The organism is Nonomuraea sp. NPDC050680 (assembly GCF_040654555.1).
Classification (GTDB): domain Bacteria; phylum Actinomycetota; class Actinomycetes; order Streptosporangiales; family Streptosporangiaceae; genus Nonomuraea.
Genome location: NZ_JBFAIF010000009.1, coordinates 310,907 through 326,216, shown reverse-complemented (window position 1 = coordinate 326,216; position 15,310 = coordinate 310,907). Strand labels below are relative to the sequence as shown.

14 protein-coding genes are annotated in these 15,310 nt (G+C 70.8%); 10 read left to right on the top strand and 4 right to left on the bottom strand.

The window, feature by feature from the left end; genetic code table 11:
• The first annotated feature begins 242 nt into the window (after positions 1-242).
• From AB0H88_RS29360 to AB0H88_RS29325, 8 genes are all read left to right on the top strand, one after another.
• Positions 243-2,690, top strand: coding sequence for a glycoside hydrolase family 3 N-terminal domain-containing protein (locus AB0H88_RS29360; protein ID WP_357649944.1), 2,448 nt, complete (start codon positions 243-245; stop codon positions 2,688-2,690).
• On the top strand, positions 2,674-3,699 hold the full coding sequence (locus tag AB0H88_RS29355; protein WP_357649942.1) for a substrate-binding domain-containing protein: 1,026 nt from the start codon (positions 2,674-2,676) through the stop codon (positions 3,697-3,699). The genes AB0H88_RS29360 and AB0H88_RS29355 overlap by 17 nt, the downstream gene beginning before the upstream one ends.
• Positions 3,700-3,740: 41 nt before the next feature.
• Complete coding sequence (locus tag AB0H88_RS29350) at positions 3,741-4,280, top strand: GNAT family N-acetyltransferase (protein WP_357649940.1); 540 nt, start codon at positions 3,741-3,743, stop codon at positions 4,278-4,280.
• A 109-nt stretch (positions 4,281-4,389) separates the two neighbouring features.
• Positions 4,390-5,895 (top strand): SDR family oxidoreductase, encoded by a 1,506-nt coding sequence (locus tag AB0H88_RS29345; protein ID WP_357649938.1) that lies wholly within the window; start codon positions 4,390-4,392, stop codon positions 5,893-5,895.
• 150 nt (positions 5,896-6,045) lie between these two features.
• Positions 6,046-6,996 (top strand): alpha/beta fold hydrolase, encoded by a 951-nt coding sequence (locus AB0H88_RS29340; RefSeq protein WP_357649936.1) that lies wholly within the window; start codon positions 6,046-6,048, stop codon positions 6,994-6,996.
• A 78-nt stretch (positions 6,997-7,074) separates the two neighbouring features.
• A complete protein-coding gene (locus AB0H88_RS29335; RefSeq protein ID WP_357649934.1) occupies positions 7,075-7,911 on the top strand; it encodes an alpha/beta hydrolase in 837 nt (278 codons plus the stop codon).
• A gap of 224 nt (positions 7,912-8,135) precedes the next feature.
• Positions 8,136-8,888, top strand: coding sequence for an SDR family oxidoreductase (locus AB0H88_RS29330; RefSeq protein WP_357649933.1), 753 nt, complete (start codon positions 8,136-8,138; stop codon positions 8,886-8,888).
• Positions 8,889-9,073: 185 nt separating this feature from the next.
• Entirely contained in the window at positions 9,074-9,382 is a 309-nt protein-coding gene (locus tag AB0H88_RS29325) for a MiAMP1 family antimicrobial peptide (protein ID WP_357649930.1), read from the top strand.
• Between the two features lie 208 nt (positions 9,383-9,590).
• Here the strand turns inward: AB0H88_RS29325 and AB0H88_RS29320 are convergent, their stop codons facing one another.
• Entirely contained in the window at positions 9,591-10,409 is an 819-nt protein-coding gene (locus tag AB0H88_RS29320) for an SDR family oxidoreductase (protein WP_357649928.1), read from the bottom strand.
• A gap of 115 nt (positions 10,410-10,524) precedes the next feature.
• Here AB0H88_RS29320 and AB0H88_RS29315 point away from each other — a divergent pair, with 115 nt between their 5' ends.
• Positions 10,525-10,995 carry a MarR family transcriptional regulator gene (locus tag AB0H88_RS29315; RefSeq protein WP_357649926.1) on the top strand — a complete coding sequence of 157 codons (471 nt, stop codon included), beginning with the start codon at positions 10,525-10,527 and terminating at the stop codon, positions 10,993-10,995.
• A gap of 141 nt (positions 10,996-11,136) precedes the next feature.
• On the opposite strand, the gene AB0H88_RS29310 is transcribed toward AB0H88_RS29315, so the two are convergent.
• From AB0H88_RS29310 to pdhA, 3 genes are read right to left on the bottom strand one after another with little or no spacing between them, the layout of a single operon-like run.
• Positions 11,137-12,558 (bottom strand): dihydrolipoamide acetyltransferase family protein, encoded by a 1,422-nt coding sequence (locus AB0H88_RS29310; RefSeq protein ID WP_357649924.1) that lies wholly within the window; start codon positions 12,556-12,558, stop codon positions 11,137-11,139.
• Positions 12,555-13,571 (bottom strand): alpha-ketoacid dehydrogenase subunit beta, encoded by a 1,017-nt coding sequence (locus AB0H88_RS29305; RefSeq protein ID WP_357649922.1) that lies wholly within the window; start codon positions 13,569-13,571, stop codon positions 12,555-12,557. The genes AB0H88_RS29310 and AB0H88_RS29305 overlap by 4 nt, the downstream gene beginning before the upstream one ends.
• 1 nt (position 13,572) lies before the next feature.
• Positions 13,573-14,679, bottom strand: a complete 1,107-nt coding sequence (gene pdhA / locus AB0H88_RS29300; RefSeq protein WP_357649920.1) for a pyruvate dehydrogenase (acetyl-transferring) E1 component subunit alpha — start codon at positions 14,677-14,679, stop codon at positions 13,573-13,575.
• Positions 14,680-14,799: 120 nt separating this feature from the next.
• Here pdhA and AB0H88_RS29295 point away from each other — a divergent pair, with 120 nt between their 5' ends.
• Positions 14,800-15,309 (top strand): Lrp/AsnC family transcriptional regulator, encoded by a 510-nt coding sequence (locus AB0H88_RS29295; RefSeq protein WP_357649918.1) that lies wholly within the window; start codon positions 14,800-14,802, stop codon positions 15,307-15,309.
• The last annotated feature ends 1 nt before the right edge of the window (position 15,310 follow it).

Here is a 15,310-nt window from a genome sequence, read left to right as displayed (position 1 = left end):
CGCGGCTCGTTGATCATCGGATGCGGTGGCCGGCGGTCGCGGAGCAGCACCCCGATGCCTCTCCCCAAGCCGCCTGTTTAAGTAGGTTCACGAAACATTTGCGAAATGACCGCGCGGCCGTCAATCTAGATTTCGGCTGTTGACGTGTCAAGACCCAGGAACGCCCCGGCAATCGCTGCCCGTACGATCACTTGACGGCGCCGAAACATTGCGAAACATTGCGGCACGAAGGAGAGCAGCAGATGACGGCTGTAGATCGGCCCCTCGCGGCGGAGCGGGTTCTCCGCCCGTGGCAGGACCAGACGCTCCCCGTGGCCGAACGGGTCGACGCCCTTCTTGCCGAGATGACCCTGGAGGAGAAGGTCGGCCAGCTCGGCAGCCGGTGGGTGGGCAACGACATGCAGCCCACCGACCAGCCCGACCCGGACCCGGACCCGGACGTGACCCTCAATGTGGCGCCGATGCAGGACGTGTTCGCCGCGTCCGGGACCATCCCGGTGGAGGAGGCGAGCCGCCACGGGCTCGGGCACCTGACCCGCGTCTTCGGCAGCGGACCGGTCACCGCGGCCGAGGGCGCGGCGGAGGTGGTCCGCCTGCAGCGCACGGTCGTCGAACGGTCCCGGCTCGGCATTCCGGCGCTCGTCCACGAGGAGTGCCTCACCGGGTTCACGACGTACGGCGCGACCGTCTACCCCGCGGCCATCGCGTGGGGCGCGACCTTCGACCCCGGCCTCGTGGAGCGGATGGCCGCCGCCATCGGGCGGGACATGCGGGCCGTGGGCGCGCACCAGGGCCTGTCCCCCGTGCTGGACGTCGTGCGCGACTACCGCTGGGGCAGGGTCGAGGAGACGATGGGCGAGGATCCCTACCTCGTCTCGATGCTCGGCGCCGCCTATGTCCGCGGCCTGGAGAGCGCCGGGATCATCGCCACCCTCAAGCACTTCGCCGGCTACTCCGCCTCGCGGGCGGCCCGCAACCACGGTCCCGTCCCGATGGGCCGCCGCGAACTGATGGACATGATCCTGCCGCCCTTCGAGACGGCCATCGTCGAGGGCGGCGCGCGCTCGGTGATGAACTCTTACTCCGACGTGGACGGCGTCCCGGCCGCGGCCGACTCCTGGCTGCTGACCGATCTGCTGCGCGAGGAGTGGGGATTCACCGGTACGGTCGTCTCGGACTACTGGGCCGTGCCGTTTCTGGCGACCATGCACGAGGTCGCCGCAGACACCGATGAGGCCGGCGTCCTGGCGCTCACCGCGGGCATCGACGTCGAACTGCCCGACACCCTCGGCTTCGGCCCGCACCTGGTCGAGCGGGTACGCCGCGGCGAGCTGCCCGAAGCCCTGGTCGAGCGGGCCGCGCGCCGCCTGCTCACCCAGAAGATCCAGCTGGGGCTGCTCGACCAGGACTGGACGCCCGAGGGCTCAGTGTCCGCGGCGGCCACTGTGGACCTGGACTCGCCGGCCAACCGGGCGCTGGCCCGCGAGATGGCCGAGCGGTCCGTCGTCCTGCTCGACGGCGGCACCGCGCTGCCCCTGCGCGCGGCGGAGCTGCGCCGCGTCGCGGTCGTCGGGCCCGCCGCGGCCGAGCCGCGCGCCTTCATGGGCTGCTACGCCTTCCCCAACCACGTCCTGCCCCGCCACCCTGGTCTCGGGCTCGGCCTCGAGGCGCCCAGCGTCCTGGACGCCCTGCGGAGCGAGCTGCCGGACACCGAGATCGTCCACGAACGCGGCTGCGACGTGCGGGGCGAGGACCGCTCGGGCTTCGCCGTCGCGACGGCCGCGGCCCGCGAGGCGGACCTGTGCGTGGCCGTCGTGGGCGACCTCGCGGGCCTGTTCGGGCAGGGGACCTCGGGCGAGGGCTGCGACGCCGAGGACCTCCGGCTGCCCGGGGTGCAGGAGGATCTGCTGGCCGAGCTCGCCGCCACGGGGACGCCGGTCGTCGTGGTCGTCGTCTCGGGCCGCCCGTACGCGCTGGGCGAGGTGCACGCCGGGGCCGCCGCGCTCGTCCAGGCGTTCATGCCCGGTGAGGAGGGCGCGGCGGCGATCGCCGGCGTGCTGTCCGGCCGGATCCAGCCCGGCGGCCGGCTGCCCGTCCAGATCCCCCGCCGGCCGGGCGGGCAGCCGGGCACCTACCTGCAGCCGCCGCTGGGCGTCAACAGCCACGGCATCAGCAACCTCGATCCCACTCCGCTGTTCCCCTTCGGCTACGGCACCTCCTACACCTCCTTCGAGGTCGACGACCTGCTCATCAGCGACGCCGAGGTGCCCACGGACGGCGAGTTCACGGTGTCGGTCCGCGTCCGCAACACCGGTGGCCGGGCGGGCGAGGAGGTCGTCCAGCTGTATCTGCACGACGTGCTCGCCCAGGTGACCCGGCCGGTGCGGCAGCTGGCCGGGTTCGCGCGGGTCCGGTTGGAGCCCGGGACGAGTACGTGCGTGCGCTTTCACGTACACGCTGACCGGACCGCCTTCACCGGCCGTGACCTACGGCGGATCGTCGAGCCCGGGGACGTCGAGGTGCTCGTCGGCACCTCCGCCGCCGACCTGCCGTGCCGCGGCGTCGTCCGGCTGACCGGTCCGCTGCGGGTCGTCGGCCGCGGGCGGCGGCTCGTCACGCCTGTGGATGTGGACGTGGATGTGGACCCCGCGGCAGGGAAACAGGAGGGCAGAGATGCCGGTCAGTCCTAGGCGGGCCACGCTGGCCACCGTGGCGGCCTCGGCCGGCGTGTCCGTCGCGACCGTCTCCAAGGTGCTCAACGGGCGCAGCGACGTCGCGCCCGCGACCCGCTCCCTGGTGCAGGCCCTGCTGCAGCAGCACGACTACGTCGCCCCGGCGCCGCGTCGCGTCGAGGCCACCGGGGTCGCCACGATCGAGGTGCAGTTCGACACGGATTTCACCGCGTACTCCACCGAGATCATCCAAGGCGCGGTCGACGCCGGGGCCGCGGTGGACGTCGGGGTCGTCATCAGCGTCCGGAGAGGTCAGGACCGTACCGCCGCGTGGGCCCGCGACCTGATCTCCGCCGGGCGGCGGGCCCTGATCGCCGTGACCAGCGAACTGACCTCCGCGCAGCTGGCCGCCCTGTCCCGGGCACGCCTGCCGCTGGTTCTGATCGACCCGCTGAATCTGCCGCGTGCCCGCGTGACCAGCATCGGCTCCACCAACTTCGCCGGTGGCCTCGCCGCGACCCAGCACCTGCTCTCCCTCGGGCACCGGCGCATCGCCTACGTCGGCGGTCCGGCGGTCGCGGCCTGCAACCAGGCCCGGCTGCACGGCTACCGCGCCGCCATGGAGGCCGAGGCGGTGCCCGTGCTCCCCGGCTACGTACAGAGCGGGCTTTTCCGCTACCGCGACGGCGTCATCACCGGCGCCGCTCTGCTGGACCTGGCCCACGCTCCGACGGCGATCTTCGCGGGGTGCGACGAGATGGCCCTCGGGGTCATGGAGGCCGCCCGGGCGCGGGGCCTGCGCATCCCGGAGGACCTCAGCATCGTGGGCTTCGATGACACCCAGCTCGCCCGGATGGCCTCGCCACCGCTGACCACCGTCCGCCAGCCGCTGCGCGAGATGGGCGGCGTCGCCCTGCGTACGGCGCTGCGCCTGGCGGCCGGCGAGAAGATCGACTCCCACCACGTGGAACTCGCCACCGAACTGATCATCCGGGGCTCGACCGCTCCGTCCGGCGGACCGGCATAATTAGCTGGCGTCCCCCCTGTGCTCCGGCAGAGACTCGCCAGATGCCCGAGATATTGAGATTGTCCGACGGCACGGTCACCCTCTCCCCCCTGGGCCTGAATGACGTCGACGCCCACCTGGCCGGAGAAGACGACCAGCTGGTGCGCTGGCTCAACGGAGGACCGGGAACCCGGGCCGCGGTCGAGGCGCACGTACGCCGGACCCTGGAACACTGGGCGACCGGCGGGCCCGTGCACACGTTCGGCGTGCGTACGGAGGGGATCCTCGCGGGGACGATCGATGTGCAGTTCGACCAGCCGTATCTGGTCCCCGGGCAGGTCAATCTCGCCTACGGGCTCTATCCCGCCTGGCGCGGCCGCGGCCTCGCCACCCGCGCGGTGCGGCTGGCTTGCCTGCACGCGGCGGCCGTCGGCGCGAACCAGGCGATCATCAGGGTGGACCCGGACAATACCCCCTCTGCGGCAGTGGCCAGGAGATCAGGCTTCACCTACGTCAAGCGGAGCCGCGACGAGGACGGCGACCGGCTCGACTGGTACGTGCGGCACCTGACCGCCTCCATTCGGCAAAGGCCGCAAAGTTAGCGCTCGACGGCATCACCCCGCTGAGGGCGGAGGGCGGTGTGGCAGGTATGAGGAGGGAGCAGCAGGGAACGAAGAGGTCAGAGGGGCCGCGGACGGCGAGGGGACGTCGATGGCGCGCTGCCTGGTCACAGGGGCGACCGGTTACATCGGGGGACGGCTGGTTCCCGAGTTGCTGGTCGCTGGTCACGACGTCCGGTGCATGGTCCGGTCGGCGGCGAAGCTGCGCGACCTGCCCTGGGCCGGGCGGGTCGAGGTCGTCGAGGCGGACGCCACCGACCCCGAGCGAACGTTCCAGGCTCTGCGAGGGGTCGAGATCGCCTATTACCTGATCCACGCCATGGGCACCGCCGACCGGTTCGTCGACCGGGATCGCCTGGCCGCGCGCACGTTCGCGGCGGCGGCCGAGCGGGCGGGAGTGCGGCGGATCGTCTACCTCGGCGGGCTCACCGGTGACCTCACCGCCGATCCCACCGCTCACGGGAAGCTCTCCCCGCACATGCGCTCGCGTACCGAGGTGGGCGAGATCTTCCTGCGGGCGGGTGTACCCGCGGTGGTGCTGCGCGCCGCTGTGATCATCGGTGCCGGTTCCGCGTCGTTCGAGATGCTGCGCCATCTCACCGAACGGCTGCCGGTCATGACGACGCCGCGCTGGGTACGCAGCCCCACGCAGCCCATCGCCGTATCCGACGTGCTGCGCTACCTCGTGGCCTGGGCGACGGTCCCCGGCACCGTGAACAGGGGTTTCGACATAGGCGGCCCCGACGTGCTGAGCTATGCCGGCATGATGCACGGCTACGCGTCCGTGGCCGGCCTGCCCCCTCGGGTGATCATCCCGGTCCCGGTGCTCACCCCCAAGCTGTCCAGCCACTGGGTCGGCCTGGTCACTCCGGTGCCCGCGGGCATCGCCCGGCCGCTGGTCGAGTCGGTACGGAACGCGGCCGTCTGCCACGAGCACGACATCGCCCGTTACGTGCCCGACCCGGACGACGGGCTGATCGGGTTCCGCCAAGCCGTCTCCATGGCGCTCATGAAGATCAAGGAAGCCGACGTAGCCACCCGCTGGTCCTCGGCGTCCACACCGGGTGCGCCAAGCGATCCGCTGCCGACCGACCCCGGCTGGGCCGGCGGCACCCTTTACATCGACCGCCGCAGTAGCCCGGTGGACGCGAGTCCCGAGGCACTGTGGCGGGTCATCGAGGCCATCGGCGGCGAGAACGGCTGGTACTCCCTGCCTGTCGCGTGGCGCCTGCGGGGCCTGCTCGACCGGCTCGCCGGCGGCGTGGGGCTGCGACGCGGACGGCGCGACCCCGACCGGCTGCGCGTGGGCGACTCGGTCGACTTCTGGCGGGTGGAGGAGTTGCTGCCGGGCCGGCTGCTGCGCCTGCGCGCCGAGATGCGGCTGCCCGGCCTCGCCTGGCTGGAGATGGGCGTCGACGTGGCGCACGGCCGCACGTTCTACACCCAGCGGGCGATCTTCCATCCGCGCGGGCTGCTCGGCCACCTGTACTGGTGGGCGATCTCGCCGTTCCACGGGCTGATCTTCGGGCGGATCCCGGTCAACATCGCCCGCGCGGCGGCGCGATCGCCTATGACCACTGGCCGCATTCGCGGATGATTCGCCTAGGCGAGCCGACTGAGCGGAACATTTGTCCAAGATGCCGGCGCGCACCGGCGGCGACAGTAGGCCCATGATTATTTCCCCGGGGCTCGATGACCCCGCTGTTTCGACGACACCGACCTGCGGTTTCCGCACCGGCAGGCTGGTGTGAGCAGCACGGTACGGCGCCGGCGGCGCCTCTTGATCGCCTCGGCCGTCCTTGTCGTCGTCGTCGGATCGCTTCTCGTGAACGCGGAGGTGGTGGCACGGCAGAGCGCCGAGGCCAGTGGGAATCCGACCCTGCCCCTCGACGGCGGGAACATCTACGTGCGCCAGGACGGCCCGCCCGATGCCCCGGCACTCGTACTGATCCACGGGCTCGCCGCGTCGACCCGCTCGTGGGACGCTCTCGTTCCGCTGCTGACCAAGTCCCATCGCGTCATCCGGATCGACCTGCTCGGGCACGGCCGGTCGGCCAAACCGGCCGGCGACGGCTACGGAATGCCGGAGCAGGGACGCCGGGTCGGTGAGGCAATGGACCGGCTCGGAGTCAAGCACGCCACAGTGGTCGGCCATTCCACCGGTGGCGCGGTCGCCACCGCTCTCGCCGAGCAACGCCCCGACCTGGTGACCTCGCTCGTGCTCATCGACACCGCGCCCCGTTTGGCCGCGGCCGTCTCAAGCGGCGGCGTCGGCGAGCTCTTGTACACCCCCGTCATCGGGCAACTGCTGTGGCGGCTTCGGACCGACAGCCTGATCCGCAACGCCGCGAGCACCGCCTTCAGCCGCCGCGGCTATCAGGTCCCGCAGGCGGTCGTGGACGACGCGCGCGGCATGACCTACCACGCCCTCATCGCGACAACGCAGACCGGCGACGACTATGTGAATCAGCGCGCGCTCCCCGATCGGCTGATTCCCCTCGGCAAGCCGCTGCTTGTGATCTTCGGCGAGGAAGACCGCAGATGGCGATCCTCCTCCGCCGCCGAATACCGCGCCGTCCCGGGCGCGAAAGTCGAGTTGCTGCCCGGTGTCGGGCACTCGCCCATCATGGAGGATCCGCCGCGGACCGCCGCGCTTCTTCTGGCCTTCACCGCGAGCCACACCACCCAGGCGCACTGAGCGAGATGATGCGCCCCTGACGGGACCCGCTGCTGCCGGCGCAGCGGGACCGGCCTGTGGTGCGGGTGGATCTGGCCGATGTGCTCAAGCCGTACGTGTATGCCCGACAACTTCGCCGAGACCAGGGAGATCGCGATGCCACACACCAGTTCAGACATTTACTGGGAAGAACACGGCCAGGGCCCTTTGACACTTGTCATGTTGCCGGGATTCGGCGCCTCGGCTGACTCCATGACCGGAATCGCGCGACACCTCAGCGGATTCCGTGTCCTGATCTTCGACCTGCCCGGACATGGCCGATCCGTACGCGCGCCGGCGGACGGGAGACTGTCCACGCTGGCCGCGACCCTGCACGACGCGATCAACGACGCGGGCGCGGACGCTTACTGCCTGGTCGGCTACTCCCTCGGCGGTGCGATCGCGGTGCGTATCGCCCTTGATCACCCAGACGAGGTGCGGGCGCTGGTCGGTGTCGTGCCGTGGAACGCCGCGGGGACGACCGCCGGGGACGCGGTGATCGCCGGCTTCGATGCCGTCTACGGCAATGTCGAGGCCCTCACGCGAGCAGTGGCGGCAATCTCCCTGGACCCGTCGAAGACCTCGACTCTGACGAGCAGCATGCTGACCGTCACCGAACAGATGTGGCACGGCTGGCTGGCCGGCGGTGCGCTGACAAGCCAGGCCGACGAGTTGTCCGAGATTCGCATACCGACCTGCTACATACTCGGCGGAAAGGACGTCGTCGTCGATCAAACCAAGCAGCTTGACGACGTGCGGCGCATCCCTGGAGGCCGCGCGGTCCTGCTGAGCGAGCTCGGCCACCTGTGCGGTCTCGAGACCCCCGACGTCGTCGCGTACGAGATCTCGAACTTCCTGGAGACGGAGATACGCGCCGATCCAGCCGAAAGTCGTTGAGAGGCCATGACGCCGTGGGAGCGCTCCGGATTTCGAGTCGCCGGGCACACCGGAGACGTGCTACCTCTCGGGGAAGCCCAACAAAGATGATCTTTACATCGGGCCAGAGGAGCACGGAGAGGAGCGCACCGCTTCGATCCACCCTGCGGCTTGGTTGTCCGGCACCATGCATTAGCGTGTCCCGACGGCGTACCGCCGCAAGCCTGTCGGGAAAGAGGTCGATCGTGGACAGCCGAGGTGTGCTCGTAACCGGATCGTCGCGTGGGATCGGCCGCGAGATCGCCAAGATCTTCGCCGCCGGCGGCGACCGGGTCGCGATCCACCACCGGGACTCCCCCCGCGAGGCGGAGGAGGTCAGATCGGCGCTCGACGGCGATGGCCACGCCGTCGTCCAGGGAGACATAGCGGATCCGGAGGCCGTCGCCGCGTTCGTCTCGGCGGCGATCGACGCCCTCGACGGCATCGACGTGCTCGTGAACAACGCCGCCGTCTACCTCTTCCACGATCCGCTGACCGTGGACTACGCCTCCTGGCAACGCATCTGGCGCCGGACCGTCGACGTGGACCTGCTCGGCGCCGCGAACGTCTCCTGGTGCGTGGCCCGGCACATGGTGGAGCGCGGCCGCGGCGGACGCATCGTCAACGTCGCCTCCCGCGGTGCCTACCGGGGCGAGCCTGAGGCTCCGGGATACGCCGCCGCCAAGGCCGGCCTGACCGCGATGGGTCAGTCGCTGGCCATCGCGCTCGCTCCGCACCGCATCGCCGTCTCCTCAGTGGCGCCGGGTTTCGTCGAGACCGACATGGCGGCCGCCATCCTGACCGAGGAGAACCGGGCCGGCGTCGAGGCACAGAGTCCCTTCGGCCGGATCGCCCAGCCGCAGGAGGTCGCGGCGGCGGTGCGCTATCTCGCCTCGGCCGAGGCGGAGTTCGTCAGCGGCACGGTGCTCGACCTCAACGGCGCCTCTTACCTGCGCTGAAACTTGCCTGCGCTGAAACTTGCCTGCGCTGAAACGCGGATCGGTGATTCGGTCCGGCACGGACGGCTGAGGCGAGCACAGCCTGTCGTCACAGTAAGTGTCGCATCGACTACTTTCCGTACATGATGGAGGGCGTCCTACGGCGAGCCACGCTCGCCCAGCGGAAACTTGCACCAAGGAGCAGTGTGAAGAGAATTCTCCTCGTACCCGCCCTGACCGCCGGAATCATCGCCCTCACCGCCAGTGCCGCCTACGCCTCGCAGTACGTCGCCTACGAAGGCCGGGGCTTCACCGGCAGGTCCGTCGTCCTCGACGCGTGCGGGATGTCCAACATCCCCTTCCACGGGTCCTACAAGTGGTACGGCGACGGCCAGTCCGGGCGCATGTACAACCAGCCCAACGCGCAGGGCGTGATGCATTTCGAGCTGGCCTCCAACCGGAACGCGGAGCAGCGGACACCGGTCGGCTGGCAGAGCATCTTCATCGTGTGCTGACCTGAGCGACCACGGGGGGCGTCCGCCGAGCACCACTCGGCGGGCGCCCCCCGCGGCGTCAGCGCTCCACGAGGATCCGCACGTCCCAGGGGCCGAGCGTCAGCTCCCCGCCGGCCTCGTGGTCGCTCTCGTTGACCAGCCCACGTGCTCAATGTGCTCAGCGTGCTCAGCGCGTGAGGCCGAACCGCCCGCGCGCCAGGGCACGCGATCACGACGAGACGTCGAGATCCTGGGCGCGGTGCAACCCTATGGCCCGGTTCACGCGCCCGGTCAACCGCGCGACCGTGGTGCGGGGCAACGCGCGGGGGAACCAGGTCGCGGGCCTGTTGATCGCCCGGCCGGGGTAGGAGTTGACGGCGCCTTTGGCGAAGGCGTCGAGGGTCTTGACCGCGACATCCTCCGGCGCGTCGGTGAAGGCCGGGTTCATGGTGGCGGAGGTGCCATCGAAGAACCCGGTGGCGGTGGCTCCGGGGTGGGCCGCCATGACCCGCACTCCGGTGCCGCGCAGCTCCTCGGCCAGCGCCTCGGTGAACGACAGCACGAACGCTTTCGTCGCCGCATAACTGGCCTGGTACGGCATCGGCTGGAAGGCGGCCGTGGACGCCACGTTGATGATTCCGCCGTGCCCCCGCTCGGCCATGCGGTTGCCGAGCACATGGGTCAGGCTCATCAGGGCGGTGACGTTCAGTTCGACGGAGTCGACGTTCCGGCGCAGTGAGGAGCTGAGGAACGGGCCGACGGCGCCCGCGCCCGCGTTGTTGACCAGAAGATCGACGGTGCGGCCCCGCCGGTCGAGTTCCGCGATCAGGCGCGCCACCCCGTCGGGATCGGCGAGATCGGCCACTTCGGCCTTGACGTCGACCTGGCGCTCCTGATGGATCTCGTCGGCGACCCGGCGCAGCGCGTCGCCGGAGCGGGCCACGAGCACGAGATCAGCCCCTCGTCGCGCCAGTTCATGGGCGTACGCCACGCCGAGGCCCTTCGAGGCGCCGGTGACCAGCGCGGTGATGCCGGTGAATCTGTACATAGGTGTGCCCTTTTTCCTCAGCGTTTTGGTACTCGGCGTCGCCATTTACTTCGAGTCTCGAATCAATGACAAGGTAACAGCTTCGAGCCTCGAAGCAAACTGCTAAGCTCGGGGCATGACGGATCAGCCGCTCGAGCTGGTGGTGCGGGCCAGCCACGAGATCTCCCTGCTGACCAGCGATCGCATCACCAAGGCACTTGAGGAGCTCAGGCTCACGCTCGCGACGGCGCACGCCTTGTGGGCCATCGACCCCGGGGAGCCCGCGCCCTCGATGAAAGCGCTGGCCGACCGGCTGTTCTGCAACGCGCCCAATCTCAGCTTCCTCGTCAACCAGCTGGTCGAGCGCGGGTACGTCGCGCGTGACGTGGACGCCAACGACCGGCGTTCGCGGGTGGTCGTGCTGACCGAGGAGGGCCGGCGCGCCCGCGAGCGCGTCATGCGTGTGACGCTTGAGCAGAGCCCGTTCGCCGGCTGCGAGCCGGAGGAGCTGAGCCGGCTCGCCGCCATCCTCCAGCGGGTGCTCGACCGTACGGGGCCACGGCCGTCCACCCGTCCGGCCCGCGGCGGCGGCGGCCGGACAGGCTAGGACGGGCTGGTTGAGGTCCGGTCAGATGCTCGCTCGGGCGGGCGAGTCTGTGCCGGTCGCCATACGTGGGCGAGTCCTTGCCGGTCGTTACACGTGGGCGAGTCCTTGCCGGTCGTTACGTGAGCGAGTCTGTGCCGGTCGTTACACGTGGGCGAGCAGGATCGCGGGGTTCTCCACACAGTCGGCCACGTAGCGCAGGAAGCCGCCGGCGGCGCCGCCGTCGCAGACGCGGTGGTCGAAGGTCAGTGACAGCTGGGTGACCTTGCGGGGCACGACCGCGCCGCCGGTCACCCAGGGCCGGTCGATGATGCGGCCGACGCCGAGGAGCGCGGCCTCGGGATGGTTGATGATCGGGGTGGATCCGTCCACGCCGAAGACTCCGTAGTTGTTGAGCGTGAACGTACCCCCGGTCAGCGCCGTGGGAGGCAGTCCGCCTGAGCGGGCGAGGCCGGTGAGGCGGGTCAGCTCCGCGGCGAGTTCCGCGGTCGTCATCAGGTGCGCGTCCCGGACCACCGGCACGACGAGGCCGCGATCGGTCTGCGCGGCGAAGCCAAGGTGGATGTGACCGTGCCGGACGATCTCAGCGCGGGCGGTGTCGACCGAGGAGTTCAGCTCGGGGAAGCGCCGCAGGCCGGCCACGCAGATCCGGGCCAGGAGCGCGAGCAGGCCGATGCCGAGCTCCGGGCGGTCCTGTCGCAGCGCGTCCTTCACCGCCAGCAGGCCGGTGGCGTCGACGTCCACCCAGGTGGTGGCATCGGGAATCTCGCTGCGGCTGCGGGTCAGCTTGTCGGCCACCACCCGGCGCAGCCCGCGCAGGGGTATGCGCTCCGCCGTCAACGCCGTCCCGGCCGGGCCGAGCGGAGACGCGGGCGGCACCACGGGGTTCTCTGGCGCCTTGCCGATGTCGGCGATGGCCTGCTCGACGTCGCGGCGCAGGATCACACCGCGAGGTCCGGTGGGGGTGATGGCGGCGAGATCCAGTCCGCGCTCGCGGGCGATCCGGCGGACGAGCGGAGAGACCACGCGCGGCGCCTGTCCCGGTACGTGCGGCGCCTGTTCCGGTACGTGCTGCGCCTGTTCCAGTACGTGCTGCGACGCGCGCTCCGGTGCGAGCCCGGGTTCGGCCGCGAGGAGGGAGGCGGACGCTTCCGGTGCGGCTTCGGGGGTCTGCTGGTCGGTGCGCCGGGAGCCGCCCCGGCGCCGCCGCGTGCCGGACGTGCGGCCGGTGCCGTACCCGATCAGGATGTTGCCTGAGCCGGCCTGTTCCTCCTCGCGGTAGCGGGCTGCCGCAGGGTCCGTGTCCTGGTCGACGGCGGGGCCGACCTCGATGAGCGGTTCGCCCACCGTCAGGACGGTACCCGCCTGCGCGTGGAGCCTCAGGACGGTCCCGGCGAAGGGGACCGGCACCTCCACGGCCGCCTTGGCGGTCTCGACCTCCACCACGATCTCGTCGATCTCGACCGTGTCGCCGACGGCGACCTTCCAGACGACGATCTCGGCTTCCGTCAGGCCCTCGCCGAGGTCGGGCAGGCGGAACACCTGCCGCGCGGCAGTGGTCGTCATGACGCCTCCCGTGCCAGGTGGAGGAGGTCGGGCTCGTCACCGAACTGGAGCCGGTCGACCGTGTCCAGGATCCGGTCGACGTCGGGCAGATGCGCGTGCTCGAGTATGGGAGGCGGGTACGGGATGTCGAATCCCGCCACGCGGAGCACGGGCGCGGCCAGGGAGTGGAAGCAGCGTTCCTGTACGCGGGCCGCGATCTCCGCGCCCACCCCGGCGAACCCCTGCGCTTCCTGGACCACCACGCAGCGGCCCGTCTTACGTACCGAGGCCACGACGGTCTCGTCGTCGAACGGGACGATCGTCCGCAGGTCCACCACCTCCAGGGAGATGCCGTCCTGGGCAGCGGCCTCGGCGGCCTGGAGGGCCACGGGAACGCTCGGCCCATAGGCGACCAGCGTCGCGTCGCGTCCCGCGCGCCGCACCACCGCCTGTCCGAACCCCCCGGCCCGCCGGTCGGCGGGTGTGATCTCGCCCTTGGACCAGTACAGCCGCTTGGGCTCCATGAAGATCACCGGGTCGGGGTCGGCGATGGCGTCACGCAGCAACCAGTACGCGTCGTCCGGGGTCGCGGGGGTCACGACCTTCAGCCCCGGGGTGTGGGCGTAGTAGGCCTCGCTGGAGTCGCAGTGGTGCTCGACACCGCCGATGCCGCCCGCGTACGGAATCCGGATCACCATCGGCAGCGACAGCCGCCCGCGCGTGCGGTTGCGCAGCTTGGCCACGTGGGAGGCGATCTGTTCGAAGGCGGGGTAGGCGAAGGCGTCGAACTGCATCTCGACCGCCGGGCGGAACCCGCCCATGGCCATGCCCACGGCGAGGCCCACGATCCCCGCCTCGGCCAGCGGGGTGTCGAAGCACCGATCCTCGCCGAACTCCTTGGTCAGCCCGTCGGTGACGCGGAAGACGCCGCCCAGCGGGCCCACGTCCTCGCCGAAGACGAGCACCCGCTCGTCTTCGCGCAGCGCGTCCCGAAGCGCGGTGTTCAGCGCCTGCGCCATCGTCATCGTGGTCATGTCAGTCCTCCTGGGCGGTCAGCTCGGCCGCCAGCAGTGCCCGCTGCTCGCGCAGCTGGGGTGTGGGCTCGGCGAAGACGTGGTCGAACAGCTCGAACGGGTCCGTCTCCGGGTCGGCGTTCATCTCCTCGCGCAGGCGGGCGGCGTACTCCTCGGCGGCCGCGTGCGCCGCGGCGACGGCCTCGGCGTCCAGGAGGCCGCGGCCGCGCAGATAGGTCTCCAGGCGGGCGAGGGGATCGGCCGACTCCCAGCGCTCGACTTCTTCCGTCGCCCGGTACCGGGTGGCGTCGTCGGCGTTGGTGTGGGCGTCCATGCGGTAGGTGTGCGCCTCCACCAGGAAGGGGCCGCCGCCGGTCCGCGCCCGCCCTACGGCCTCGGTCAGGACGGACAGCACCGCGACGAGGTCGTTGCCGTCCACCTGCTCGGATGGGATGCCGTAGCCGATCCCCTTGTACGCGAGAGCGGGAGCCGCGGTCTGCCGGGCCAGGGGTACCGAGATCGCGTACTTGTTGTTCTGCACGAAGAACACGACGGGGGCGCGTAGGACCGCGGCGTAGTTGAGTGCCTCGTGGAAGTCGCCCTCGCTGGTGCCGCCGTCGCCGATGAAGGCCATGACGACGCCGTCCTCGCCCTTGCGTCGCAGGGCCTCGGCCATGCCGACCGCGTGCACGGTCTGGGTGGCCAGCGGCGTGCACTGCGGGGCGACCCGCGTGGCGGCGGGGTCGTACCCGCAGTGCCAGCCGCCCCGCAGCAGGGTGAGCACCTCGACGGGATCCATGCCGCGGGAGACCAGGGCCACGCAGTCGCGGTAGGTGGGGAACAGCCAGTCGTCCTCGCGCAGCGCGAGCACGCCGGCGATCTGGCAGGCCTCCTGCCCGCGGCTGGACGGGTAGACGGCGAGCCGGCCCTGCTTGGTCAGCGCGGTGGCCTGGCGGTCGAAGCGGCGGCCCAGGACCATCCGGCGGTACGCCTCCAGCAGCTGCTCGTCCGCGGGAGCCGGATAACCGGCGGGCGCCGGCACGGCCGTGCCGTCCTCGGCGATGAAGCGCACCGGCTCTGGCGAGGGGAGAAGGCCGTCGACCGCGTGGCGGCTCGTCCGCAGAGACATCGCGACGCTCACTTTCTCTGGACGTTTGACAAGGAAAGCGTCGGCCTCCAGGACCATCTGTTCAAGACATCGGGCATGATGAGCGACAAATGGATTTAATGAGGACGCGGGGAGGGCCAAATGTCAGCCGACGAGGGCGTTGAGGGGGGCTGGCCGGGACATTCGGCCAGCAAGCTAGACGGAGTGGACCGCGCGATCATCGCTGAGCTGCTGCGCGATGGCCGGATGTCGATGCGGACGCTCGCCGAGCGCGTCCACATCTCCCGCGCCAACGCCTACGCCCGCCTCACGCGGCTGATGGACGACGGGGTGATCACCGGCTTCACGGCCGAACTCGCCCCGCACAAGGCGGGCCTGGGCACCAGCGCGTACGTCTCGGTCACCATCGAGCAGAACTCCTGGCGTACGGTGTCGGCCAGGCTCCGGGGCATCCCGTACGTCGAGCACTTCGCGATGGTCGGCGGCGACTACGACGTCTTGGCCCTGGTCAGGACTCCGGACAATGCGGCGCTCAGGCAGGTGGTGCTGGAACGCATCCAGGACATCCCCGGCGTCCGGGCCACGCGCACCTGGCTGGTGTTCGACGAGGCCCGTGGCCGGGGCGCGGACTGGGGGGCGCGGGAGGGCTGAG